Annotated in this window: 22 protein-coding genes; 5 read left to right on the forward strand and 17 right to left on the reverse strand. The window is 58.5% G+C overall.

The genetic code is table 11. The features are described from left to right. Positions 1-3 precede the first annotated feature (3 nt). From tssH to ACA063_RS28710, 10 genes are all read right to left on the reverse strand, one after another. The gene (tssH, locus tag ACA063_RS28665) at positions 4-2,604 is read right to left on the reverse strand and encodes a type VI secretion system ATPase TssH (protein ID WP_497664223.1); all 2,601 of its coding nucleotides are present in this window, start codon (positions 2,602-2,604) and stop codon (positions 4-6) included. Positions 2,605-2,617: 13 nt separating this feature from the next. Beyond that, positions 2,618-3,625 carry a type VI secretion system baseplate subunit TssG gene (tssG, locus tag ACA063_RS28670; protein WP_497664224.1) on the reverse strand — a complete coding sequence of 336 codons (1,008 nt, stop codon included), beginning with the start codon at positions 3,623-3,625 and terminating at the stop codon, positions 2,618-2,620. Next, positions 3,589-5,376 carry a type VI secretion system baseplate subunit TssF gene (gene tssF / locus ACA063_RS28675; RefSeq protein ID WP_497664225.1) on the reverse strand — a complete coding sequence of 596 codons (1,788 nt, stop codon included), beginning with the start codon at positions 5,374-5,376 and terminating at the stop codon, positions 3,589-3,591. Before tssF ends, tssG begins: the two co-directional genes overlap by 37 nt. A gap of 19 nt (positions 5,377-5,395) precedes the next feature. Then, positions 5,396-5,803, reverse strand: coding sequence for a type VI secretion system baseplate subunit TssE (gene tssE, locus ACA063_RS28680; RefSeq protein ID WP_497664226.1), 408 nt, complete (start codon positions 5,801-5,803; stop codon positions 5,396-5,398). A gap of 13 nt (positions 5,804-5,816) precedes the next feature. Beyond that, positions 5,817-7,292, reverse strand: coding sequence for a type VI secretion system contractile sheath large subunit (gene tssC / locus ACA063_RS28685; protein ID WP_497664227.1), 1,476 nt, complete (start codon positions 7,290-7,292; stop codon positions 5,817-5,819). 27 nt (positions 7,293-7,319) lie between these two features. Beyond that, the gene (tssB, locus tag ACA063_RS28690; RefSeq protein ID WP_497664228.1) at positions 7,320-7,823 is read right to left on the reverse strand and encodes a type VI secretion system contractile sheath small subunit; all 504 of its coding nucleotides are present in this window, start codon (positions 7,821-7,823) and stop codon (positions 7,320-7,322) included. A gap of 32 nt (positions 7,824-7,855) precedes the next feature. Continuing rightward, positions 7,856-9,412: a type VI secretion system protein TssA gene (gene tssA, locus ACA063_RS28695; RefSeq protein WP_497664229.1), complete on the reverse strand. Its 1,557-nt coding sequence runs from the start codon at positions 9,410-9,412 to the stop codon at positions 7,856-7,858. Positions 9,413-9,852: 440 nt separating this feature from the next. Then, positions 9,853-10,128: an HU family DNA-binding protein gene (locus ACA063_RS28700; protein WP_003213368.1), complete on the reverse strand. Its 276-nt coding sequence runs from the start codon at positions 10,126-10,128 to the stop codon at positions 9,853-9,855. A gap of 192 nt (positions 10,129-10,320) precedes the next feature. Then, complete coding sequence (locus ACA063_RS28705) at positions 10,321-11,469, reverse strand: NAD(P)/FAD-dependent oxidoreductase (RefSeq protein WP_497664230.1); 1,149 nt, start codon at positions 11,467-11,469, stop codon at positions 10,321-10,323. A 19-nt stretch (positions 11,470-11,488) separates the two neighbouring features. Next, positions 11,489-11,656 carry a rubredoxin gene (locus ACA063_RS28710; RefSeq protein ID WP_007954349.1) on the reverse strand — a complete coding sequence of 56 codons (168 nt, stop codon included), beginning with the start codon at positions 11,654-11,656 and terminating at the stop codon, positions 11,489-11,491. A gap of 200 nt (positions 11,657-11,856) precedes the next feature. Here ACA063_RS28710 and ACA063_RS28715 point away from each other — a divergent pair, with 200 nt between their 5' ends. Both ACA063_RS28715 and ubiA read left to right on the forward strand, forming a co-directional pair. Beyond that, positions 11,857-12,420: a chorismate--pyruvate lyase family protein gene (locus tag ACA063_RS28715; RefSeq protein ID WP_497664231.1), complete on the forward strand. Its 564-nt coding sequence runs from the start codon at positions 11,857-11,859 to the stop codon at positions 12,418-12,420. After that, positions 12,420-13,310 (forward strand): 4-hydroxybenzoate octaprenyltransferase, encoded by an 891-nt coding sequence (gene ubiA, locus ACA063_RS28720; protein WP_497664232.1) that lies wholly within the window; start codon positions 12,420-12,422, stop codon positions 13,308-13,310. Before ACA063_RS28715 ends, ubiA begins: the two co-directional genes overlap by 1 nt. Before the next feature lie 145 nt (positions 13,311-13,455). Here ubiA and ACA063_RS28725 read toward each other — a convergent pair whose 3' ends face one another. Further along, positions 13,456-13,848, reverse strand: coding sequence for a COG4315 family predicted lipoprotein (locus tag ACA063_RS28725; RefSeq protein ID WP_497664233.1), 393 nt, complete (start codon positions 13,846-13,848; stop codon positions 13,456-13,458). Between the two features lie 152 nt (positions 13,849-14,000). Here ACA063_RS28725 and phoB point away from each other — a divergent pair, with 152 nt between their 5' ends. The 3 genes from phoB to ACA063_RS28740 all read left to right on the forward strand — a co-directional run bounded on the left by phoB (position 14,001) and on the right by ACA063_RS28740 (position 17,521). Continuing rightward, the gene (gene phoB, locus ACA063_RS28730; RefSeq protein WP_008007735.1) at positions 14,001-14,690 is read left to right on the forward strand and encodes a phosphate regulon transcriptional regulator PhoB; all 690 of its coding nucleotides are present in this window, start codon (positions 14,001-14,003) and stop codon (positions 14,688-14,690) included. Positions 14,691-14,770: 80 nt separating this feature from the next. Beyond that, positions 14,771-16,057: a phosphate regulon sensor histidine kinase PhoR gene (gene phoR, locus ACA063_RS28735; protein WP_497666596.1), complete on the forward strand. Its 1,287-nt coding sequence runs from the start codon at positions 14,771-14,773 to the stop codon at positions 16,055-16,057. 123 nt (positions 16,058-16,180) lie between these two features. After that, a complete protein-coding gene (locus tag ACA063_RS28740; protein ID WP_497664234.1) occupies positions 16,181-17,521 on the forward strand; it encodes a hemolysin family protein in 1,341 nt (446 codons plus the stop codon). Between the two features lie 241 nt (positions 17,522-17,762). On the opposite strand, the gene ACA063_RS28745 is transcribed toward ACA063_RS28740, so the two are convergent. From ACA063_RS28745 to ACA063_RS28770, 6 genes are all read right to left on the reverse strand, one after another. Further along, complete coding sequence (locus tag ACA063_RS28745; protein ID WP_497664235.1) at positions 17,763-18,659, reverse strand: peptidoglycan DD-metalloendopeptidase family protein; 897 nt, start codon at positions 18,657-18,659, stop codon at positions 17,763-17,765. Between the two features lie 162 nt (positions 18,660-18,821). Beyond that, complete coding sequence (locus tag ACA063_RS28750) at positions 18,822-19,721, reverse strand: response regulator (protein ID WP_497664236.1); 900 nt, start codon at positions 19,719-19,721, stop codon at positions 18,822-18,824. 164 nt (positions 19,722-19,885) lie between these two features. Continuing rightward, entirely contained in the window at positions 19,886-20,647 is a 762-nt protein-coding gene (gene phoU, locus ACA063_RS28755; protein ID WP_084317714.1) for a phosphate signaling complex protein PhoU, read from the reverse strand. Between the two features lie 71 nt (positions 20,648-20,718). Next, positions 20,719-21,552, reverse strand: a complete 834-nt coding sequence (gene pstB / locus ACA063_RS28760) for a phosphate ABC transporter ATP-binding protein PstB (protein WP_060540210.1) — start codon at positions 21,550-21,552, stop codon at positions 20,719-20,721. Between the two features lie 145 nt (positions 21,553-21,697). Next, positions 21,698-23,368, reverse strand: a complete 1,671-nt coding sequence (gene pstA / locus ACA063_RS28765; protein ID WP_497664237.1) for a phosphate ABC transporter permease PstA — start codon at positions 23,366-23,368, stop codon at positions 21,698-21,700. Between the two features lie 15 nt (positions 23,369-23,383). Continuing rightward, positions 23,384-25,666: an ABC transporter permease subunit gene (locus ACA063_RS28770; RefSeq protein WP_497664238.1), complete on the reverse strand. Its 2,283-nt coding sequence runs from the start codon at positions 25,664-25,666 to the stop codon at positions 23,384-23,386. Between the last annotated feature and the right edge of the window lie 248 nt (positions 25,667-25,914).

Here is a 25,914-nt window from a genome sequence, read left to right on the forward strand (position 1 = left end):
CCATCAGACGAACTCACAGGTAACGCAGGAGGTGTCGTCGAGCGTTGCGTGAACACGGCTGAGACTGTCCCCGACCGCCATTGCTGCAATCAAGCGATCAGCCACCAGCGGCAGTACGTGCAGTTCCAGCAAGTGGTCGATCAGACGAGCGCCGCTATCGCTTTGCTGGCAGCGTTCGGCCAGGTGATCGACAAGGCTGCGCGAGTACGTGAATTCCAGTTGACGACTACTCAGCCGTTCGCCCAATCGACCCAGTTTGATTTCAATCAGCTCGCGCAAGACCGGGCCGGCAACCGGGTGGTAAGGCACCACGCGCATACGCGCCAACAACGCCGGTTTGAAGTGTTTGCCGAGAACTGGCCGAATGGTTTCTTCGAGCATTTGCGCAGTGGGCTGCGCACCGTTTTTGCAGAGCTCACCGATGCGTTCGCTGCCAAGGTTCGACGTCATCAGGATCAACGTGTTGCGAAAATTGATCTCGCGCCCTTCCCCATCGTTGGCCACACCTTTGTCGAAGATTTGGTAGAACAGGTTCAGCACGTCCGGGTCGGCTTTTTCGACTTCGTCGAGCAGCACCACCGAATACGGCTTCTGGCGAACGGCCTCGGTGAGCATGCCGCCCTCCCCGTAACCGACGTAGCCCGACGGTGCACCGATGAGGCGCGAAACGGTATGTTTTTCCTGGAACTCGGACATGTTGATCGTGGTGATGAAACGATCGCCGCCGTACAGCAAGTCAGCGAGCGCCAATGCAGTTTCGGTTTTCCCGACACCGCTAGGGCCGACCAGCAGGAACACACCCACTGGCGCGTCGGGGTTGTTGAGGCCGGCCGCCGCCGCACGCATCGAGCGGTCCAACGCTTGAACCGCTTGTTCCTGACCACGGATACGAGTGCCAAGGTCGGTGGCGAAACTGGCGACCCTGGTGTTGTGCTCACGGGCCAGTTGCGCCAGCGGGACGCCGGTCCAGGCACTGATCACTTCGGCCACCAGGCGTGGGCACACTTCAAAACTCACCAGGCGCTCGTTGACTTGCGCAGCGGTCAGGGCACGGTGAGTGTCGTGCAGCGCGGCTTCCAGTCCTTCGACACGTTGAGCCTGCTCCAGGGTTAACTCTTCGAGGGAGCTTTGCCGCGCTTTAGCAAGTTGTTGACGCAGATCCAGAAGGCGTTCTGCCTGTTCTTTCTGCTCAATCCAAAGGGCCTCGATATGCATGACGTCGCTTTGAACGACGGCTAAACGACTCTCCAGTGCGGCCAGCGCCGGATGGTCGATCGGCAATCCTGCTTCGGCATCGCGCCGCAGTGCCAGCCGCTGGCAGCGACCTTCGGCCAGCTCGCCACGCAGGCGTTCAAGGCTAGGCGGAGCAGCTGCAAGGCTGATGCGCACACGGGCGCAAGCGGTGTCCAGAACATCGACGGCCTTGTCCGGCAGCTGACGGCCCGTGAGGTAGCGGGCGGACAATTCGGCGGCCGCGACGACCGCGTCATCGCGAAGATAAATGCCGTGACTTTTTTCGTAGACTTGCGCAAGCCCACGCAGAATCGTCACTGCGTCGCTGACGGTTGGTTCGTGCAGGTGAACCGGTTGGAAACGTCGGGCGAGCGCCGGGTCTTTTTCGAAGTACTTCTTGTATTCCGCCCAGGTCGTGGCGGCGATGGTGCGCAACTCGCCACGCGCCAGGGCCGGCTTGAGCAGGTTGGCCGCGTCGGAGCCGCCCGCATTGCCGCCCGCGCCGATCAGGGTATGGGCTTCATCAATGAATAGAACAATGGGTTTCGGTGAAGCGTTGACCTCATCAATCACGCCTTTGAGGCGGCGCTCGAATTCGCCTTTAACGCTGGCACCGGCCTGCAAGAGTCCCATATCCAAAGACAGGAGTTCGACATCTTTAAGAACGTGCGGCACTTCACCCGCCGCGATGCGCGAGGCCAGCCCTTCGACAATGGCCGTTTTGCCGACACCAGCATCACCCACCACAATCGGGTTGTTTTTGCGGCGACGAGCCAGGATGTCGACCATCTGACGGATCTCGCTATCGCGACACAGCACCGGGTCGATCAGGCCATCGCGAGCTTGTTGGGTCAGGTTGTGGGTGAATCGCGCAAGCAGAGACTCACCCGACACATCCGGTTTTCCGGGGACCACTTGCTCTGTGCAAGACAGGGCATATGCTTTCAGTCGTTCAATGTTCAGCCTGGACAACAACGCCTGATAGCGGCTACCGGCATAACGCATCGGGTTGCGCAGCAACGCGAGAATCAACGCACCTTGTTCGACCTGGATTTGACCCAGCTCAAGGTTGGCCACCAGCAAGGCGTCCTGCAGCCATTGCACCAGTTCCGGGGCGAACACCGGGTTGCGTGAAGCGTTGTGCTCAACGCGTGATTGCAGGGCGCTACTCATTTCCCCTGCGTCGATGTCGGCATCGCGCAGCGCCTTCGCCAAGAGGCCTTGTGGGCGTTCCAGCAAACCCAGCAGCAGGTCTTCGACGAGTATTTTGCTGCCACCACGGGCGACACATCGTTCGGCAGCGCTTTCCAGGTCGCGACGCGTTTCGACGTCCAGTGCCTGAATCAAGAGTTGCAGGTCTACGTTGATCATGTGTCTCACATCCTTAATGAATTTTGCTGTCCAGGGTCACCACGCCGTCCGCCTGTTCGCGGCCCAGCCAACTGGTCCAGCCCAGACGACAGACGTTCGGTTCGCCGATGCGCAGCTCGCGGATTTCGTCCTTGCACAGGACCAGGCGAATGTCGTAATCGAGGGGGTCGCGCAGGGTGAAACGCACCAGCGCGCAGAGCGGTTGGTAGCCAATACCGATCGGCAGGAATTCGTGAAAGCGCTGCCAATCGAGCTCGCGAATGTGAATACGGAATTTGCCGCTGCGATCGCGGACGTGTTCGCCCAGCACCAGATCGTCTCCGAGCACGCTGTTACTGCAACCCAGGCGATTGCGCTGTTCGCCGAGGATCTCCACGCGACGCTCGATGCACTGCTCGATACTCAATTCGGCATGCTTGAAGTAGTAACGCAGCACTGCCTCAATCAAGGCTGCCGAATGCGCTCGCAAGCTGAGCAGACCGAGGTACGGCAACAGGCGTTTCCAGTTCAGTTCCCGAGCCCGGCGCAGCTCTTTGCTGCCGAGCCCGATCAGCGCAAACAATTGCGCGGAAAACGGGTCGAGAGCGCCGCTCTGAAAGCGTGCGCAGTAGCGGTACTTGCGCCAGATCAGCAGCATCAGCCGATGCAGGCGATGATGGAACAGGTCGAGAAAGTCGCGGGTCGTGTTCCCTTCTTCGCTATCGCCTAACGCCTGTTCACTATAGAACGCCGGCAGTGGTGAACCCGACCCCACCAGGCTGACAAGGTTGAAACGCAGGCGCGCACGCAACAGTCCGTGTTCTTCAAAAAACTCCACGCGATCAACGTCACTGCCAGGGAACCCGAAGCCCGGGTTGGCCTGAAATTCCAATTGGTCATACAGATCATCTTCGCTCAAATGCGGGTGTACATCGCGCAGCCGGTCAACCACCAGCAGCACGGCCTGGAACAGCGAATACTCGCGTATTACCTGGGTCAGCCCGCTCAGAGCAGGGGCTGCAGGCCCATGCGGGGTGTCCATTGGTACACGTCTCCTTGTGTGCTGAGTACCCGCAGTTCGTGGTACGAATTAAGACTGGCGTAAAGCGCGAAGAACTCGTTGAGCACAGACCCGAAAACGAAAAGGTCGCCCTCGCCGATATACCCTTGCGGGTCGATAGTCAGCTCGGTGCGCAACCCACGAATCGGTAAACCCCGGTGCAATCGATCGACGTGTTCGTGCCTGATCGACTTGAGTCCACCCAACAATCGTTTGCTGACTTTCTCTGCCTGCTGATCGTAATGACGCGGCAGGTCGTAGGTTTCGAGAATCACCTTCAACGCGTTGACGTCAGCCAGCGAGAGATAGTTGAGCGACATGTTGCTGATCAGCTTCCAGAGGAAGTCACTGTTCAGCGGTGGAGCGAAACTCGACGTGGCCGAGGTGATGTTGCGAAAGCTCAGGAACTCCGGCGTCTTCACACCAGGCTTGCAGATATCACCAAGCTTGAGCTTGCGCGGTAGATTCTGGTTGGTGCATACCAGCTCGATCGACAGGGTTTCCGTCGCATCGGCGTGGCGAATGCCAAAACTGAGATGGGTGTCGAGCCCGTCATGCAGGGAGGATGATCGTTGGCGAACGCTGTAATACGAACGGCTGGTGGGAACATCGAAACTCGAGTCGTGCTCGAAAGACTCGAAGGGGACATAGTCTTGAAATCCAGCATTCCCCGCCTTCCAGCCCTTCACGGTTTCCACCGAGAACACACCGCAGTTTTCCTGGTCGTATTCGGCCGGCAGCAACAGGTATTCATCCTGTTTGCCATCGAGGCGAATGGGCAGTGCATCGTGATTGAACAGGTTGACGATCGGCGTGCAGTAGAGCTTCACATTCTCCAGCGTCGGGCGCAGTCGCTGGATACCACTTTTGCGAATGTCGAAACGCAATTCCAGGCCGCGCATCCGTTTGAGCACGTCCTCAGGCAAGGCATTCAGGAGATCGAGACCATTGACGTCAACGAACAGGAATTTATCCTGAAAGGCGAAATATTCTTGGAGGTAGCGATAGCCGCGAAAGGTATTCAGCGGATACGGAATCAGCGCTTCCTCTTCAGCAAAACCCACCGGTTGCACACGGTCACCCGGAATAGTGAATGCCAGGGGTGTGTCGCTTTCACCATCGACTGGCATACCTGCGCCATCCAGGGGAATCAGCTCGATACCTTGCAGATTGCGCAATACGCCAAGGTATAGCAGCTGGGTAATGTAGCGCTCACCGGCGAAATGCAGACGCAGTCGACTCAGGTCCAACTCGCCAAGGTGACCCTCAGCGCTCATCGCCAACCGCAAGCTCAGCAGCGCTCCGTCGCCCTTGATCGAGTAGTTCAGCGCTACCAGCTCCAGTGGCAGCACCTCAGTGGGATAGCAGGTGCGGAAGCGACAAATCACATCGTCGACTGGCACGCTCTCCACCGGTGTGTCGCGCTCGACCATGACGGCGGGTCCGGAACGTTGCAACGGGTCGAATTGCAACATGCTGAACGCCGGCAGCGGCCGCATGTAGTTGGGCCACAGCAGGTGCATCAATGAATGACTGAGCTCCGGCAATTCGTCATCGAGTTTCTGGCGCAGGCGACCGGTCAGAAATGCAAATCCTTCGAGCAGACGCTCCACATCCGGATCTCGTCCGGCCTGCCCCAAAAACGGTGCCAGTGCAGGACTACGCTCAGCGAATCGACGCCCTGACTGGCGAAGTGCAGTGAGCTCACTTTGGTAGTAGTGGTTAAAGGACATGATGGGTACCTGTGTGTCGTTAGCTGACCTTGACCTGACCGCTACCATCGAGCTTCGCGGCGAAAGCGACCTGCTGCTTTAAGCCTTCGACGTGCAGCAGGGCTTCGATACGGAATGTGAGGCGTAGTTGATCGTCCTCACGCGGCAAAGAGATCACACGAACATCGCGCAGACGCGGTTCATAGGCTTCGATGAAGTGTTCGATGGCCCGGCGCGCCTGACTCAGGGAGTCGTGCAGGCTCAAGCGCATGTCATTCAAATCAGGCAAACCGTAGTCGGACAGTGTCTGCACACTGCCCAATCGGGTGCTGAGCATCTTGGCCAAATGAGCAGCCACCGACGCCACAACGCACATATCGTGGCGTGAGCCGACACGTTTTTGCGCGTCGCCGTTCAGGCGTTCAAACAGGCTGCCATATCCGGTCATGGGTGCTTTTCGCTCAACCTTTATCCAGCTTGCCAACCAGCGACAGGGTGAAATCAGCCCCCATGTACTTGAAGTGCGGGCGCACATTCAGGCTGACGCGATACCAGCCCGGCTCGCCCTCGACATCACCGACGAGGACCTGGGCCGCGCGTAGTGGACGACGCCCACGCACTTCAGCGCTTGGATTTTCCTGGTCGGCCACGTACTGGCGAATCCACTTGTTGAGTTCCAGTTCGAGGTCGGTACGTTCTTTCCAGGAACCAAGTTGCTCGCGCTGCAGCACTTTCAGGTAGTGAGCCAGTCGGTTGACGATCATCATGTACGGCAGTTGCGTACCGAGCTTGTAGTTGAGCTCCGCCGTCCGGCCTTCGTCACTGATGCCAAAGAGTTTGGGTTTTTGTACCGAATTGGCCGAGAAGAACGCGGCGTTGTCGCTGCCTTTGCGCATCGTCAGGGAGATGAAGCCTTCGTCCGCCAACTCGTATTCGCGACGGTCGGACACCAGAACCTCGGTCGGGATCTTGGTTTCGATTTCACCCATGCTTTCGAAGTGATGCAACGGCAGGTCTTCCACCGCACCGCCACTCTGCGGACCGATGATGTTCGGGCACCAACGGAATCTGGCGAAGCTGTCAGTCAGCCGGGTGCCAAATGCATAAGCGGTGTTGCCCCACAGGTAGTGCTCGTGATTGTTGGCGACCGTTTCTTTGTACACGAAGGACTTGATCGGATTTTCTTGCGGGTCATACGGGCTGCGCAGCAGAAAACGCGGCACGGTCAGGGCGACGTAGCGGGCATCTTCTGATTGACGAAAGCTCTGCCATTTGGCGAATTGCGGGCCGTCGAAGTGATCCTTCAGGTCCTTCATGTCCGGCAGACCGGTGAAGCTTTCCAGACCAAAGAAGTTCGGGCCGGCAGCGGCAATGAACGGTGCATGTGACATGCAGGCAACGCTGGACACGTACTGCATCAGCTTCACGTCCGGCGAGCTTGGGGACATGAAGTAATTGGCAATGATCGCACCCACCGGGTTTCCGCCAAATTGACCGTACTCGGCCGTATAGATGTGCTTGTACAGGCCAGCCTGCATCACCTCTGGCGAGTCTTCAAAGTCGTCCAGCAAGTCTTCTTTCGAGACGTTGAGGATTTCAATCTTGATGTTTTCGCGGAAGTTGGTGCGATCGACCAGCAATTTGAGGCCCCGCCACGACGACTCCATGGACTGGAAACCCGCGTGATGCAGGATTTCATCCATTTGAAGACTAAGCTTGGCGTCGATCTCGGCGATCATGCGATCGACCATGGCTTTCTTCACTGGCTCGCCGTTGTTCTGCGGCTTGAGCAACTCTTCAATGAATGCCGATACACCACGCTTGGCGATGTTGTACGCATCGTCGTCCGGGGTCAGCCGGGTTTCGGCAATGATGCTATCGAGAATGCTGTATTCGCTGATCTCGTTGATGTTCTGCTGCGTTGCACTCGTGCTCATAGTTTGGCTTCCTTGGCTGATGGAGACTCAGGCGTTCGAGACGTTGGTGTTCAGGCCTAACTCACCCAATACGCGGCCTCGGGATTCGTCATCGGCCAGCACGTCTTCGATGGCTTTGCGGAAGGCAGGCGCATTACCCAGCGGACCTTTCAGGGCGACCAGCGCATTGCGTAGCTCCATCAGTTTTTTCAGTTCTGGCACTTGCTCGACAAGGCTGGCCGGATTGAAGTCCTTCATGGATTTGACGTGAATCTTCACTGCCAGCTCTTCGGTGGCGTTTTCATCCTGCAGGCGATTCGGAACGCTCAACGTCAGCTGTAGCTCCTGCTTGGCGAGCACTTCGTCGAACGTCGTCCTGTCGATGCTGATCGGCTTGCGATCTTCAACTTTGCGTTCGTCCTTGCGATGGGTGTAGTCGCCGATGACCAGCAATTTCAGCGGCAGCTCAATCTCTTCCTGACTGCCGCCGATGGCAGGTTTGAAGGTGACGTTGATGCGTTCTTTAGGGGCGACAGAGCCTTCTTTGGCCATGGCTATTTTCCTTATGGTGTTGGCCCTGGGGCCTAATCGAGTACCACTTCAAGGTCGAGGTGGCACAACCGGCGATAAATCTCTTCCTTGCGCTCACGCACCTCATGGTTCTGCGGCAACAACTCGCAGCAGCTATGTAGTAGATGCAGCACTTCCAGGACAAGATCGGGCTCCCAGCCACCGAGGCCTGAGTCCTGCAATGTCTGGTCGAGGGTTTCGAGTTGGGTCTTGGCCAGTTCGTATTTCTTGGCCGAGATGCAGAGCCGGGCGAGCGTTAACTGCCAGAAAAACCGCGAGCGACCGCCCTGAGCGCTTTGAAGCCCCTGCTTGAGCTTTTGCACGGCGACCTTGAGCCCATCCTTGCGCAAGATCGGCAGCGCTTCTTCGAGGGCCGACTCCCACTCGGGCTGGTTCTCAGTTGCCTCAATGGGGAGTGGCGTACTGGCGGGTTGCAGATGCGGCATGACATGGCCGGCAATCCACGCACGGGTGGCGGGATCGGCAAAAGGTGCGCCATCTTGGAAGCGCAATTCGATCAGTCCAGGCAGGCGCTCGATCAATTGCGCAAACTGAACCTCCACCTCGCGCATCGCCGACTCGGCGTTCAGACCCTGCAAACATTCCCAGGCCATTCGGTGACCGTCGAACCAGAACGGCGCCTTTGACAGGCTGGCCTCGAGGTCCACCAGAAGATCGGCATACCGCGCCTGGTCGTAACGTTCCTGATAAGTTTTGAGTCGATCAGCCGGGAGCCCGCGTAGCGAAGTGATTTGCTCGCCATTGCGATCCGGCAATGCATCGACGGACAACCACAGCAACATGCGATTGAGTCGCAAGGCCCGCAGATCCGTGGCCTTTTGCTTGAGCCACCAGGCACACAACGGACGGGCACTTTCCTGCTGTGCACGCAGCGCCTTTTGAGCGTCTTTTTCGTTGTCGATGGGCTCGTTGGTGACGAGCAACTGCGCAGCGACTTGTTTGACCTGGGCTATCGCGGTGCCGATGACACCGGGCTCCGGTTGATTGTCCGCAGCGCGCTGCACCAGATTTTTCAAACGTCGGGCGATTGGCAGGAGTAAGGGGGCTTCATTCCCCAAATGCTGGGTGCACGCCGTATCGAGACCTTCCAGATGCTCTACCAGTTGGCGGAACAGTGGCAGTTGCTCTTTGAGCGGAATGTGTTCGTTCAGCACTTGGTCGAGACGGGGTATCAACCAGCTGATGGCAGCGGAACGGGTGCGCGCCTTGCCCGGGTAAATGTCTGGCCAGTGGTGTTCGCACAGGTGGTGCAGCAAACCAAGCCCGGCCAGCAAACCTTGGTACGACTCGCGCTGATACAGCGCCCACGTCAGCCATGCACCGACCCGCAAGTCCTTGGACTGGGTACGTAGCAGGCTTTCACTGTTTTCGCGGATTTTCAGCCAGTCGATGTGACCGCTTTCGTGCATGGATTGGGCTTTGCGAAGCTCACTTTCCAATGCCTCATATTCGTTCGAAAAGCGAACGTCCTCGCCCGCGAAACGCCCATCGATAACCGGGGTTTTGGCGAGTTCAAAATAATAGGCCGATAGCTTGCTGGAGTAAGTCACGAGTACTTACGCCCGGTAGAAAAAAATGTCGTCAGGGTTGTATCTGAATTAGTCCGATCTGGACCTGCATGCTTATTTAACATTTACGCCACCGCAACTAAGTCAGTCCCCGTTCAGGTGGCGAAACTTACTCTACGATGATTTGATTTGTATGTAGGAAGAGTCGCTTTCTGGCGATTTACATTCAACATAAACCTGCAGGACCCGTATTCATTGGTGCTTAGTTACTTGCATAAAAATGATTACACCTATTGAACTGAGCAACTTTTTGCGCAGCGACCGACAACTTCGCCACCTAACATTTTGAAATCACAATTCGTACCATCGAACTAGGTTACGTATAAAACAAAATGTAACGCGCAAAAAAAATGGGTACCCAATTTTAATTGGCGTACCCATTTTTTATCCCGCTCCCGCGCTACGCAGGACGTCGGTCGGTGTTACGGATTAACGCTGTCTTTCAACGATTTGCCTGGTTTGAACGCAACCGTGTTGCTTGCCTTGATTTTCACTGGCTCACCGGTTTGCGGGTTTTTGCCGGTGCGGGCACCGCGGTGGCGTTGCAGGAAGGTACCGAAGCCCACCAGCGTGACGCTGTCCTTGCGGTGCAGAGCGCCGGTGATTTCTTCGAGAACGGCGTTGAGGACGCGGTTGGCCTGCTCTTTGGTGAGATCTGCTTTTTCCGCGATTGCAGCGGCGAGTTCTGGTTTACGCATTAGTGAAGCCCCTTTGACGGTTTTTTGTTGTTATGTCCGTGCTGTTCTCGTTGGAACAGCGCCAAAAGCGCCGCAGGTGCTCTACTCTGCGGCAGACGGGAGTGAGAATGGCACGCAGCGGGGAGCCGCGCCAGTCTCGGCGCGACGTTTGTGGGGGCAAAGGCGGGGTGATTCCGACAGAACGACCAGTATTTACGCCAGCAGCGCAGGAAGCTCTTTGTTCAGTGCCAGTTTCTCCATCACCGCTGCACCGGTCAGGGCGTAACCGAGCAGTTTGCCGTCGGCATCGCGGCACAATGCCTTGATGTCCGGGCCCTGCCCTTCGACGGTCCAGACACCTTCCTGACCGCGTGGCGGAGGGGAAACAACCAACGGGCATACCGGCGTTTTGACGGTAATCGGCATCGCCCCGTAGTTCACTACGGTGGGGTTGCCGGCAAGGGTTTGAGCCAGTGCTCTGGCACAACTCATGAGCGGCATGACGTACAGCAGATTCAACCCGTCGACCTCGGCACAATCTCCCAGCGCGTAGATGTTGGCGTGGGAGGTTTTCAGGTGCCGGTCGACCACGACGCCACGGTTGACCTGAACACCGGCAGCGGCGGCCAGATCGATGCGCGGGCGCAAGCCGATGGCCGATACCACGACGTCACACGCAATGACCTGACCGTCGGACAGATGCGCTTCCAGCCCGTCAGCCACTCGCTGCAAGCGATTGAGCACCGGCCCAAGGTGGAAGCGTGCACCGAGGCTTTCCAGCCCGGCCTGAACCGCTGCGGCAGCTGCCGGGTGCAACAGGGTCGGCATGACTTGTTCGCAAGGTGCAACCAGTTGCACCTCGTAACCACCGAGCATCAGGTCGTTGGCAAATTCGCAGCCGATCAGCCCGGCGCCGAGCAACAACACGCGACGTTTACCGGCCGCTGCTGCGCGAAAGCGCGCGTAGTCTTCCAGATCGTTGATCGGAAACACGCTGTCAGCCGCATCACCTTCGATGGGTACGCGCACGGTTTCGGCACCCCACGCCAGGACCAGATCACGGTAGATCACCGATTCTTCGCCGATCCACAAACGCTTGTGGCCTGGATCAATGCCGCTGATCCGTGTGTGAGTGCGCACTTGAGCCTTCAATTGCTCGGCCATGGCACCGGGCTCGGCCATGCTGAGGCCATCAGCGTCTTTGTTCTTGCCGAAGCCGGTGGACAACATCGGTTTGGAGTAGGAGCGACCATCATCTGCGGTAATCAGCAGCAGCGGGGTTTCGCCATCGAGTTTGCGAAACTCTCGGGCCAGGTTGTAGCCAGCCAGGCCAGTGCCAACGATCACGACAGGTGCGTTCATTCCTTACTCCTCTGTTTGCTTAGTTGATTTCAATCATTTCGAAATCCATCTTGCCGACGCCGCAGTCCGGGCACAGCCAGTCTTCCGGCACGTCCTGCCACAGCGTGCCCGGCGCAATGCCGTCGTCCGGCCAGCCGTCGGCTTCGTTATAAATCAGGCCGCAGACCACACATTGCCACTTTTTCATTCAGATACTTCCTCAGGGTTCAGGCTTTTGCCGGCGCGAACGGTCAATGATTGAAGCGCTGCCGTCCGGCTCAGGGCGTTTTGTACTGATCGGGCCCGGCAGATGCAAGCCTGTTCGACGCAACGCCATGCCGGATCAATCAAAATCGCCGACTGACATGGTAAGCTCGCCGCCTCATTTGCTGCCAATAATGACTCACTGTGCCGCACTCAAAATCCCCCTGCCCGGCCCCGCTCTGGCGTCCTCAAAGCCAACTGACGCCCCTCCCCGACACGTCTACCCTCGACTGGCTGTTCGATGAAGGTTCACTGACCCGACGGTTGATCCGTCTGTCGAATGACGGGTTCAGCGTCTCGCCTTTGTTCGAAGGCTGGCAACCGCTGCGTGACGACGAATGTGTTGCGCTGGACCTCGCTGAAGGCAGCGAGGGCTGGGTGCGCGAGGTGTATTTGCGCGGACACGGCGAGGCCTGGGTATTTGCCCGCAGCGTGGCGGCGCGCAGTGCGTTGCAGGGCGACGGGTTGCACATGGACGAATTGGGCAGCCGCTCTTTAGGTGAACTGCTGTTTTGCGATCACGCCTTCCAGCGCCGCGCCATTGAGGTTTGTCACTATCCAGAGCAATGGTTGCCGGCGGAGTGTCGGTCGCCGGAGCTGTGGGGCCGTCGCTCGCGTTTCGACCGTGGCGCCCTGAGCGTGCTGGTGGCCGAGATCTTCCTGCCGACTTTATGGGCGGCCGCCCGCGCCCATCCGGAGAATTGCTGATGTATCAGAGCCTGCTCAAGTCCCTGAATCGCGTAAACCCTCGGGCGTGGGATTTCATTCAGCTGACCCGCATGGATAAACCGATCGGCATTTATCTGCTGCTCTGGCCGACGCTGTGGGCGCTGTGGATCGCTGGCAAGGGTTCGCCTTCGCTCGCCAACATTGTGATCTTTGTTCTTGGCGTCGTGCTGACCCGTGCCGGTGGTTGCGTGATCAATGACTGGGCAGATCGCAAGGTCGACGGTCATGTGAAACGCACGGAACAGCGTCCTCTGGTCAGCGGCAAGATCAGCTCGAAAGAAGCCTTGGTGTTTTTTGCGGTGCTGATGGGCGTGAGCTTCCTGCTGGTGTTGTGCACCAACGCGGCGACGGTCTGGCTTTCGTTCGGCGGCCTCGCGCTGGCATTCAGTTATCCGTTCATGAAGCGCTACACCTATTACCCGCAAGTGGTGCTCGGTGCGGCGTTTTCCTGGGGGATGCCGATGGCGTTCACCGCCGAAACCGGGGAACTGCCGGCGGCAGCGTGGTTACTGTGGATCGCCAACCTGCTGTGGACGGTGGGTTACGACACCTATTATGCGATGACTGATCGCGACGACGACCTGAAAATCGGCGTGAAATCGACAGCAATTCTGTTTGGTGAAGCGGACCGGGTGATCATTCTGACGCTGCAAGGGCTGGCACTGGGTTGCCTGTTGCTGGCCGGGTCGAAATTCGAACTCGGAGGCTGGTTCCACCTCGGGTTGCTGGCGGCGGCGGGTTGTTTTGCGTGGGAGTTCTGGTACACCCGTGGCAAGGACCGGATGCGTTGCTTCAAGGCGTTTTTGCACAATCACTGGGCAGGGTTGGCGATTTTTGTGGGGATTGTGCTGGATTACGCGTTGCGTTGAAGTCACTACAACCACGTGGCGAGGGAGCTTGCTCCCGCTGGGCCGCGAAGCGGACCCAAAAATCTGCGAGCGCTGCGCACTCGAGCGGGACGGTGCGGCGACCCGACAAGCTCCCTCGCCACAGGAGACACAAGCTACTACTAGGTTACATTTTCGGTCCGCTGTTGGTGATGACATGCCAGACGTCCTTCATTTTGTCGCCTTCCTTATCTCCAGGTTTCTTGTCCTTCATGAAGTAGTACAGCGGTTTGCCCTTGTAGGCCCACTGCATCGTGCCGTCGTCACGCTTGACGATTGTCCAGTCACCTTCAGCCTTGGCACCCGCTTCCGCCTTTAACGGTGGCCAGTTTTCCGCGCACTGACCGGTGCACACAGACTTGCCGCCCGTATCCTTGTCGAAGGTGTACAAGGTCATGCCTTTATGGTCGACCATCATGTCGCCTTCCATCATCGCAGGCTCAGCCGCGAAGGCCATTGATGGCAAAGCCAGGGCGGCTGCCAGCATCAGGGCTTTAAGGGATAGCGTGTATTGAGTCATGGAAACCTTCTTTTGTGGTTGTCAGGGTTCGGACTTAGAGCTTAGTTCAGGTTCATGACAATCGCAGGGCGACTAAAATACTGTCACACGACTGCAATAATTCCGTTATCTAATGCGGCGCAAGACAGTTAAATGACAAGAGGATTAAAGGCATGGTTGGCAGGAGCATTCTGATCGTCGACGACGAAGCGCCCATTCGCGAAATGATCGCCGTTGCGTTGGAAATGGCCGGCTATGACTGCCTGGAGGCTGAGAACTCCCAGCAGGCTCATGCCATTATCGTCGACCGCAAACCGGACCTGATCCTGCTCGACTGGATGTTGCCCGGTACGTCCGGCATCGAACTGGCCCGCCGCCTCAAGCGCGATGAGCTGACCGGGGACATTCCGATCATCATGCTCACGGCAAAGGGCGAGGAAGACAACAAGATCCAGGGTCTTGAAGTCGGCGCCGATGACTACATCACCAAACCCTTTTCTCCCCGCGAGCTGGTGGCGCGCCTCAAGGCCGTGCTGCGGCGTGCAGGGCCGACGGACGGCGAATCGCCGATCGAAGTCGGCGGACTGCTGCTGGACCCGATCAGCCACCGAGTCACCATCGACGGCAAACCTGCTGAGATGGGCCCGACCGAATACCGCTTGCTGCAATTCTTCATGACTCACCAGGAACGCGCCTACACCCGTGGCCAACTACTGGATCAGGTGTGGGGCGGCAATGTTTATGTCGAAGAACGCACGGTCGATGTGCACATCCGTCGTCTGCGCAAAGCCTTGGGTGATGCTTACGAAAATCTGGTACAAACCGTGCGCGGCACCGGCTACCGGTTCTCTACCAAGGCCTGACCCGGACTTTTCCCGCCCGACAAGCTGACAAGGACGCGCTTCAAGTGAACCAAAACTGGCATGGCACCCTGATTCGCCACATGCTGCTACTGGTCACCGCCTGCCTGGTGATCGGCTTGATTACCGGCTATTACGGCTGGAGTCTCGCCGCAGGCCTGGGCCTTTACCTGGCCTGGACTCTCAAGCAATTGCTGCGTCTGCACGAGTGGTTGCGCCTGCACAAACCCGATGAAGCACCGCCAGACGGCTATGGCCTGTGGGGCGAAGTGTTCGACAGCATCTACCACCTGCAACGCCGTGACCAACGTGTCCGTGGACGTCTGCAAGCCGTGATCGACCGGGTTCAGGAGTCCACCGCTGCCCTTAAAGATGCAGTGATCATGCTCGACACCGACGGCAACCTCGAATGGTGGAACCGCGCGGCGGAAACCCTGCTAGGTCTCAAGACACCCCAGGACAGCGGTCAGCCCGTGACCAACCTGGTGCGCCATCCGCGCTTCAAGGAGTACTTCGAGCAGGACAGCTACGCCGAGCCGCTGGAAATCCCCTCGCCGACCAACGATCGCCTGCGCATTCAGCTGTACATCACCCGCTACGGCAACAACGAGCATTTGATGCTGGTGCGCGACGTGACGCGCATCCATCAGCTGGAACAGATGCGCAAAGACTTTATCGCCAACGTTTCCCACGAGTTGCGCACACCGTTGACGGTGATTTGCGGCTACCTGGAAACCCTGCTCGATAACGTCGAGGAAGTGAACCCGCGCTGGACCCGCGCCTTGCAGCAGATGCAGCAACAAGGCGGACGCATGCAGACGTTGCTCAATGATTTGTTGCTACTGGCCAAACTGGAGGCCACCGATTACCCCTCGGACAACCAGCCCGTGGCCATCGACGGCTTGCTGCAGTCGATCAAGAGCGACGCGCAGCAACTGTCCGATCAGAAAAATCATCACATCACCCTCGAAGCCGATCCGACGATCCAGCTCAAGGGCAGCGAAGCCGAATTGCGCAGTGCATTTTCCAACTTGGTGTTCAACGCGGTGAAATACACCCCGGCCGAGGGCAAAATCCGCATCCGCTGGTGGGGCGATGAACAAGGTGCGCACCTGAGCGTGCAGGACTCCGGCATGGGCATCGACAGCAAGCACCTGCCGCGCCTGACCGAACGCTTCTACCGGGTCGACTCCAGCCGCAACTCCAACACCGGCGGCACCGGGCTCGGGCTGGCGATCGTCAAACACGTGCTATTGCGCCACCGCGCACGGATGGAAATCAGCAGCGTACCGGGCCACGGCAGCACGTTCACCTGCCATTTCGCACCCGCCCAAGTCACCAAAACCCTGGTCATCAGTACCACTGACTGATACCGGCCAGCACTCGCCACTAGGCAATCGACCAGTCAGCCGCTACATTGGCTGACTTGTGCCTGCGCTTCAGGTACACATTTCCCCTTTCTTTCGAATACACGGAACCCGCAAAACTCCATCATGGACCCATCCCCTGGCTTGACCCTCGCGACACTCTTCGCCGATTTCGGCATGATTCTTTTTGCTCTGATCCTGGTTTTGCTCAACGGCTTTTTCGTTGCGGCGGAATTCGCCATGGTCAAATTGCGCTCGACCCGGGTTGAAGCCATCGCCGAGAAGAACGGCTGGCGCGGGCACATCCTGCGCACCGTTCACAGTCAGCTCGATGCGTACCTCTCGGCGTGCCAGCTAGGTATCACCCTCGCCTCCCTCGGCCTCGGCTGGGTCGGTGAACCGGCGTTCGCCCACATCCTCGAACCGCTGCTGGAAGCCGTCGGCGTGCAGTCGGCCGAAGTGATCAAAGGCGTGTCGTTCTTCGCTGCCTTCTTCGTCATTTCGTACCTGCACATCGTGGTTGGCGAACTGGCCCCGAAATCCTGGGCCATCCGCAAACCAGAGCTGCTGTCGCTGTGGACCGCCGTGCCGCTGTACCTGTTCTACTGGGCCATGTACCCGGCCATCTACCTGCTCAACGCCAGCGCCAACACGATCCTGCGGATCGCTGGCCAGGGTGAACCCGGCCCGCATCACGAGCACCATTACAGCCGTGAAGAACTGAAGCTGATCCTGCACTCAAGCCGTGGTCAGGACCCTAGTGACCAAGGCATGCGTGTATTGGCTTCGGCGGTGGAAATGGGCGAGCTGGAAGTGGTCGATTGGGCCAACTCCCGGGAAGACCTGGTGACGCTGGAGTTCAACGCGCCGCTGAAGGAAATCCTGGCGATGTTCCGTCGTCACAAGTTCAGCCGTTATCCGGTGTACGACAGCGATAGCCAGGAGTTCGTCGGCCTGCTGCACATCAAGGACCTGTTGCTGGAACTGGCGGCGCTGGACCATATTCCCGAGTCGTTCAACCTCGCCGAACTGACCCGTCCACTGGAACGCGTTTCCCGTCATATGCCGCTCTCGCAACTGTTGGAGCAGTTCCGTAAAGGCGGTTCGCACTTTGCACTGGTTGAAGAAGCCGACGGCAATATCATCGGTTACCTGACCATGGAAGACGTGCTGGAAGTGCTGGTCGGTGATATTCAGGACGAACACCGCAAGGCTGAGCGCGGGATTCTCGCGTATCAACCGGGCAAGCTGCTGGTGCGCGGTGACACTCCTCTGTTCAAGGTCGAACGGCTGCTGGGTATCGATCTGGACCACGTTGAGGCCGAGACCCTCGCCGGGCTGGTTTACGACAGTCTGAAGCGGGTGCCGGAAGAGGAAGAAGTGCTGGAAGTCGAAGGGCTGCGGATCATCATCAAGAAGATGAAAGGGCCGAAGATTGTTCTGGCCAAGGTGTTGATGCTGGACTGATGCGGGCTTGCTCGTCCTGCTGGACCTGCTGGACCTGCCAGTCCTACTGGACCTGCTAGTCCTGCTAGTCCTGCTGGGCTTTTGTGGTGAGGGGATTTATCCCCGTTGGGTTGCGAAGCGACCCCATCAGTTAGAAGCATTGGGGGACGGCTTCGCCGTCCAACGGGGATAAATCCCCTCACCACGGATAAATACCTGCACCTCAGATAAATTCCCCACACACATTAGATTCCTGCCAATTTCATTGTTTGCCCAACGCAAAGTTGGGAAAACCCCCTACCGGCTGACTGAACTGGTACGGAATCGACACCAACCCCAATCCGGTATTGCGCTGCACCACGAAATGCAGGTGCGGCCCGCTGCTGTTGCCGGTATTGCCTGACAGTGCCAGGGCGCTGCCCACTGCCACACGCTGCCCCTCCCGAACGTTCACCGAACCCTGCATAAGGTGCAGGTACACGCCCATCGTCCCGTCATCGTGCAGCACGCGCACAAAATTACCTGACGGATCGGTCCCACGGCCGGTCTGACTGTTCTCGGTTTTCACCACCACCCCGCCCCTGGCCGCAATGATCGGCGTGCCCTCAGGCATGGCGATGTCGATGGCGTAGCGGTTCTTCGGGCCGAAATGGCTGTATTGACCATTGGCACCCTGACTCAGGCGAAACGGGCCACCACGCCACGGCAACGGGTATCGGTAGGCCATGGCAGCGCCTGAGGGGTCGCCCAGGGAGTATTCGAATTTCGGGGTATACGTCAGCGGCCTTCCCGCCTGGGTAGCCGTCAGCAGCGCCAGGCGAATGTTGCTGCGTGCCGGCATCACCCGGCGAATCGGTCGACTTGGCGCGCCGCTGACGTTTTTCAGACCAGCGAAACTCAGCTCGATCTCCACCGGGGCATAGAGGTCATTGCGCACGAAGACGCTGTCGGCGCCCTTTTGCTTCTTGATGTCCAGGTACACCTGTCCCCCAAGGTTCTCGACCATGCGATCGCGAAAAACGAACACTTGTGAGCCCTTCGTGGGGCGGTCGCTGTAGGAGACCACGCCGTTCGCGTCTTTGGATTTGTAGATCGTCATGGCCACAGCCGAGGTGGAGGCCATGAAAAGACCACAGAGAAAAATCAGGCGCACGAGCATAGGCAAGGGTTCTATCGAGGAAGGCCTGGGGAGGAGCCTAGCAGCTGCAATGGACCCGTGGAGGTGGCAGATGTTTCAAGTTCGGCCGTTCAGGGGATAGGTGGTGAATGTGAGCCCCCTTCGCGACCTGTTCGCGAAGAGGTCTATCAGGCAACGAGATACCTACGCGCCCGGAATGAAGTGTTTCTGCACCGTGCCCCGAGCAATCAATCGGGAAATGTAGTCGAGTTTCTGCGCGTCCTGATCCACAAAACGGAAGGTCAGCTGCAACCATTCACTGTCAGGCTTGGGCTCGTAGGCGACGATGGCGTGCAGGTAACCGTTCAGGCGGGCGACTTCGGCATTGTCACCCTGCTCCAGGTCGAGCACGGCACTGTCGAGCACTTGTGGCAACGCATCGGTACGCTTCACCACCAGCAGCGCTTCCTTGAGGCTCAAGGCCTTGATCACGCATTGCTGAGTACCACTCGACAGGCGCAACTGGCCTTGACCACGACCGGACGTGATGGCTGCCCCGGCGCTTACCTTGACTGGCGGGGTGTTCAGCAGACCACGTGACGGTGCCGGCGCGGGCGAGGCAGTGACCACGGTGGCCTGGCCGCCGGTCAAGGCGTTCAGGGAATCGTTACCGAAGGCCGAGTTCACTTTCACCGGGGCGCTGTTCATCAACGCGTCGAGCTTGCCGACCTTGTTCAACGCCTGCTTGACCTTGGTCAGCAGTTGCTCGTTGTTGAAAGGCTTGCTGACGTAGCCGGAAACACCGGCCTGAATCGCCTGGATGACATTCTCTTTGTCGCCGCGACTGGTCACCATGACAAAGGGCATGGTCTTGAGATTGTCCTGCTCGCGGCACCAGGTCAGCAGTTCCAGACCGGACATTTCCGGCATTTCCCAGTCGCACAGCACCAGGTCAAACACTTCTTTTGTCAGCAAGGTCTGCGCTTTCTTGCCGTTGATCGCATCTTCGATCCGAATGCCCGGAAAATAGTTACGCAGGCACTTTCTCACCAGGTCACGAATGAATGAAGCATCGTCCACGACCAACACACTGACCTTACTCATCCATCACCCCTTCAAAACCCCGGCAAGCGTAGCGCATTGCTGATGGCATATTGCCAAAACCCTCAGTCACGCCGGGACTTTTCGTTCACGGGTGCTGTTGTCGAATACATAGGCCACAAACAAAAACGCCCGACCAAAAGGCCGGGCGTTTCTCTTGGGCAAACTTACTTATCGTCAACTTTGCCCGGAACATTAGCGGTTTCACCACTTGTGCCTTCAACTTCTTCCTTCATGCGCTTCAGGCCCAGGTGACGCACATCGGTGCCACGGACCAGGTAAATCACCAACTCGGAAATGTTGCGCGCGTGATCGCCAATCCGCTCCAGCGAGCGCAGTACCCAGATAATGCTCAAGACCCGCGAGATAGAGCGCGGGTCTTCCATCATGTAGGTCGCCAGTTCACGCAGCGCGGTCTTGTATTCGCGATCGATGATCTTGTCGTACTGGGCCACCGACAACGCCAGGTCGGCGTCGAAACGGGCAAAGGCGTCCAGGGCATCGCGAACCATGTTGCGCACCTGGTCGCCGATATGACGCACTTCAACGTAACCGCGTGGTGCTTCGCCTTCTTCGCACAGCTGAATGGCGCGACGAGCGATTTTGGTCGCCTCGTCACCGATGCGCTCCAGGTCGATCACCGACTTGGAGATGCTGATGATCAGCCGCAAGTCGGAGGCCGCCGGCTGACGGCGGGCCAGAATGCGCAGGCATTCTTCGTCGATGTTGCGCTCCATCTGGTTGATCTGGTCGTCGATCTCGCGAACCTGCTGGGCCAGGCCGGAGTCGGCCTCGATCAGCGCGGTGACCGCGTCGTTGACCTGCTTTTCCACCAGGCCGCCCATGGCCAGAAGGTGGCTGCGCACTTCCTCGAGTTCGGCGTTGAACTGGGCGGAAATGTGATGGGTAAGGCCTTCTTTACTAATCATGTTGGCGTCCTTGGAGCGTCCGGTAAGGTGCGGTGGACCGCAGCGTCAGTTCAGTGAGCAACCAGCACCTGCTAGCCGTAACGACCGGTGATGTAATCTTCGGTCTGCTTCTTCGCCGGATTGGTGAACAACGTATCGGTGTCGCCGAATTCCACCAATTTGCCCATGTACATGAACGCCGTGTAGTCGGAAACCCGCGCGGCTTGCTGCATGTTGTGGGTGACGATGACGATAGTGAATTTCGATTTCAGTTCGTAGATCAGCTCTTCGACTTTCAGCGTGGAGATCGGGTCGAGTGCCGAGCACGGTTCATCGAGCAGCAACACTTCCGGCTCTACGGCGATGGTACGGGCGATCACCAGACGTTGCTGCTGACCACCGGACAGGCCGAGTGCCGACTCGTGCAGGCGGTCTTTGACCTCGTCCCACAGCGCCGCGCCTTTCAAGGCCCACTCAACGGCTTCGTCGAGTACACGTTTCTTGTTGATGCCCTGGATGCGCAGGCCGTAAACCACGTTTTCGTAGATGGTTTTCGGGAACGGGTTGGGCTTCTGGAACACCATCCCGACACGACGACGCAGCTCGGCCACGTCTTCGCCCTTGCGGTAGATGTTGTTGCCGTAGAGGTTGATCGCACCTTCCACACGGCAGCCATCGACCAGGTCGTTCATGCGGTTGAACGTGCGCAGCAGCGTGGACTTGCCGCAGCCGGACGGGCCGATGAAAGCGGTCACGCGCTGTTTCGGAATGTTCATGCTGACGTCGAACAGCGCTTGTTTGTCGCCGTAAAAAAGGCTCAGGCCCGGAACTTCGATGGCCACAGTTTCCTGCTCGAGGCTGAGGCTCTGCTTGTCGCGGCCCAGGGCAGACATGTTAATGCCGTGGGTATGTGTTTCGTGCTGCATGGGAGGCTCCCTGTGCTAACAAATTCGGTTCAGTTTTTGTGGGAGCCAGCCTGCTGGCGATTCAGCCAACGCGGTTTGACAGTGAAACCGCGGTGATGCCATCGCGAGCAGGCTCGCTCCCACATAAAAATCAGTGCTGCAAAAATCAGCTATCCAGCGCTTTGTACTTCTCGCGCAGGTGGTTACGGATGTAAACGGCAGACAGGTTCAATGTGGCGATCACCAGTACCAACAACAGCGCTGTGGCGTACACCAGCGGTCGCGCCGCTTCAACGTTCGGGCTCTGGAAGCCGACGTCATAAATATGGAAGCCCAGGTGCATGATCTTCTGGTCAAGGTGAAGGTACGGGTAGTTGCCGTCCAGTGGCAGCGACGGTGCCAGTTTCACCACACCTACCAGCATTAGCGGCGCCACTTCACCGGCGGCGCGAGCCACGGCCAGGATCATGCCGGTCATCATCGCCGGGCTGGCCATCGGCAGCACGATCTTCCACAAGGTTTCGGCCTTGGTCGCGCCGAGGGCCAGCGAGCCTTCGCGCACGGTCCGCGGGATCCGCGCCAGACCTTCTTCCGTGGCCACGATCACCACCGGCACCGCGAGCAGCGCCAGGGTCAAAGAAGCCCAGAGCAGACCCGGCGTACCAAAGGTCGGCGCAGGCAACGCTTCGGGGAAGAACAACCGGTCAACCGAACCGCCCAGTACGTAGACGAAGAAACCCAGACCGAACACGCCGTAAACAATCGCAGGCACACCGGCCAGGTTGTTCACCGCGATGCGGATAATCCGGGTCAAGGCGTTCTGTTTCGCGTACTCACGCAGGTAAACCGCCGCCAGCACGCCGAATGGCGTCACGATCATCGCCATGATCAGGGTCATCATCACGGTGCCGAAAATGGCCGGGAAGATCCCGCCTTCGGTGTTCGCTTCACGCGGGTCGTCGCTCAGGAACTCCCAGACCTTGCTGAAGTAAAAACCGATCTTGGTGAAGGTCCCCATGGCGTTCGGTTGGTAGGCATGCACCACTTTGCCGATGCCGATTTCGATCTCTTTACCGTTGGCGTCGCGGGCCGTCAGGCTGTCGCGATTGAACTGGGCATGCAGATCGGCCAGACGCGCTTCAATGTCCTGATAACGGGCGTTCAGTTCTGCGCGCTCGCCATCCATGTCAGCTTGCGCTGTGGCATCAAGAGTGCCTGCCAGCTCGAGTTTACGACCATGCAGACGGATGCGTTCCAACCCGGCGTTGATTGCGCCGATGTCGGCTTTTTCCAGAGTCTTGAGCTCGGCAGCCAGCTTGTTGACTCGCTCCACACGTGCCTGCAATTCAGGCCACGCCGCCTCGCCTTCGGCGATGACCTTGCCGTCCTGTTTGACGTTGACCAGATAGCCGTAGAAGTTGCCCCACTCGCGACGCTCAATCGCCATCAACTCCGGCGGCGTCTTCTGGTTGGTCAGCCACTCACCCACAATCCAGGTGAAGTCGCTGCCGTTCAGGTCACGGTTGCCGACCTTGATCAGCTCGCGGGTCATGAACTCCGGGCCCTGATCGGGCACCGGCAGGCCAGCGCTTTTGAGGCGCTCACGAGGGACTTCTTCTTTCTGCACCACTTCGCCAATAACCAGGTGATTAGCCTGGCCCGGCACGTCGTAGCTGGCGTGGATCAGGTCTGCCGGCCAGAAATGGCCCAGACCACGCACGGCAATCACTGCCAGCAAGCCAATGGTCATGATGACGGCGATGGACACCGCGCCACCGCTGATCCAGACGCCTGGGGCGCCGCTCTTGAACCATCCGTTCAGGGAGTTCTGTTTCACAGACTTCTACCTTTCTTAAAGCGACGAGTATTTCTTGCGCAGACGCTGACGAATCAGTTCCGCGAGGGTGTTCATGACGAAGGTGAACAACAGCAGCACCAGCGCCGAGAGGAACAGCACGCGGTAGTGGCTGCCGCCGACTTCCGATTCGGGCATTTCCACCGCGACGTTGGCAGCCAGAGTGCGCAGGCCTTCGAACAGGTTCATTTCCATGACCGGGGTGTTACCGGTGGCCATCAGCACGATCATCGTTTCACCGACCGCACGACCCATGCCGATCATCAGCGCCGAGAAAATGCCCGGGCTGGCGGTGAGGATCACCACGCGAGTCATGGTTTGCCAAGGCGTGGCGCCGAGGGCCAGGGAGCCCAGGGTCAAGCCGCGTGGCACGCTGAACACGGCGTCTTCGGCAATGGAGTAGATGTTCGGGATCACCGCGAAACCCATCGCCAGGCCAACTACCAGTGCGTTGCGCTGGTCGTAGGTGATGCCCAGGTCGTGGGAGATCCACATGCGCATGTCGCCGCCGAAAAACCAGGTTTCCATGTACGGGCTCATGTACAACGACAACCAGCCCACAAACAGAATCACCGGGATCAGGATCGCGCTTTCCCAACCGTCCGGCACTTTCAGACGAATCGACTCAGGCAGGCGGCTGAAGGTGAAACCCGCGACCAGGATGCCGATCGGCATCAACAGCAGCAGGCTGAAAATGCCGGGCAGGTGTCCTTCCACATACGGCGCGAGGAACAGGCCCGCGAAGAAGCCGAGGATCACCGTCGGCATCGCTTCCATCAACTCGATCACCGGCTTGACCTTGCGACGCAGGCTCGGTGCCATGAAGTAGGCGGTGTAGATGGCCGCCGCAACAGCCAGTGGCGCAGCCAGCAGCATGGCGTAGAACGCGGCTTTCAAGGTGCCGAACGTCAGTGGCGCCAGGCTCAGTTTGGGTTCGAAATCGGTGTTGGCTGCGGTCGATTGCCAGACGTATTTCGCCTCGTCGTAGTTCTCGTACCAGACTTTGCTCCACAACGCGCTCCACGATACTTCCGGGTGCGGGTTGTCGAGCAACAGCGGTTGCAGCTTGCCGCCGGCTTCCACGATCACGCGGTTGGCCCGTGGCGACAGACCGAAAATGCCTTGGCCTTCGACCACCTGATCCACCAGCAAGGTGCGGTGGGCGGTGCTGTGGAAGACGCCAAGCTTGCCGGAAGCATCGAGCGCAATAAACCCTTTGCGACGCTCTTCGGCAGTGATTTCAACAATTGGCGTGGTGCCCATCTGGAAGGTACGAATCTGCTTCAGACGCTGCTCGCCATCCGGATCGCGGGCCATGAACCACTGGGCCAGACCACCCTTGGAGTCGCCGAGGATCAGCGAGATACCGCCAACCAGTTGCGTACTGGCTGTGATTTGCGCTTCGCCATCATCAAGCAGTTTGTAGCGACCATTGAGGCTCTTGTCCCGCAGGCTGAACACGTCGGCCTGAGCGCGACCGTTGATCACGTATAACCACTGTTGGCGCGGGTCGACGAAGATGTTTTTTACCGTCTCGGTCATCTGCGGCAGATCGATACGTTTCTGCTCGTTGGTGACTTCGCCGGTCATCATGTTTTCTTCGCTGGTGAGCGAAAGAACGTTGAGCTGCGAACCGGTGGAGCCGACCAGCATCAGGGTCGAGTCCGTCGCGTTGAGGCTGACGTGCTCCAGCGCCCCGCCCGCTTCGTTGAGCGCGATCGGGGTTTCGCCGTACGGGTATTCAATGGCTGGCGAGATAGTCTTCTTGCCGTCCGGGTACGAGACTTTATAGGTGTGGCGGAACACCAGGGCCTGGCCATTGGAAAAACCAACCGCGACCAGAGGGGAACCCGGCTGATCTTCGGCGATGGAGGTGACCTGGCTGCCCGCTGGAACCGGCAATTCGACACGCTTGAGTTCTGCGCCACTGTCGATATCAAAGAACAGCGCCTGCCCCTTGTCGGAAACCCGCATGGCGACCTGGTTCTGTTCTTCCAGGGAGATCATCAACGGCTTGCCGGCATCTTGCATCCAGGCAGGCGTGATCGAGTCCTTGACGGTCAGATCGGCTCCCTGGAACAGCGGGGCAACAACGTAGCCGAGGAAGAAGAAAATCAGCGTGATCGCGCCGAGAACAGCGAGGCCGCCAACGAGGACGTACCACCGCGTCAGACGGTCTTTAAGCGCGCGAATACGGCGCTTGCGCTGCAGCTCAGGCGTATTGAAATCAATTCGCTTGGGGGGATTTGTAGTCATTGTGGAATTGGCCAGATCATTCATTCGCACACCCTAGCGATCCTGTATGACAGAAAGATGACAGTGCAGTGACGCGACAAATCCGCCACCAGCAGGGAGCTGGCAGCGGATCTAAAATTTGGGGGTGGCCGCTTAATTCTGTGGCGAGGGGATTTATCCCCGTCGGGCTGCGAAGCAGCCCCATAACTGATGATCACGATCTTTCAGATACATCGCATTCACCGGCCTTGCGACTGCTTCGCAGCCGAACGGGGATAAATCCCCTCACCACA

The sequence above is a fragment of the Pseudomonas sp. LBUM1643 genome (assembly GCF_059716215.1).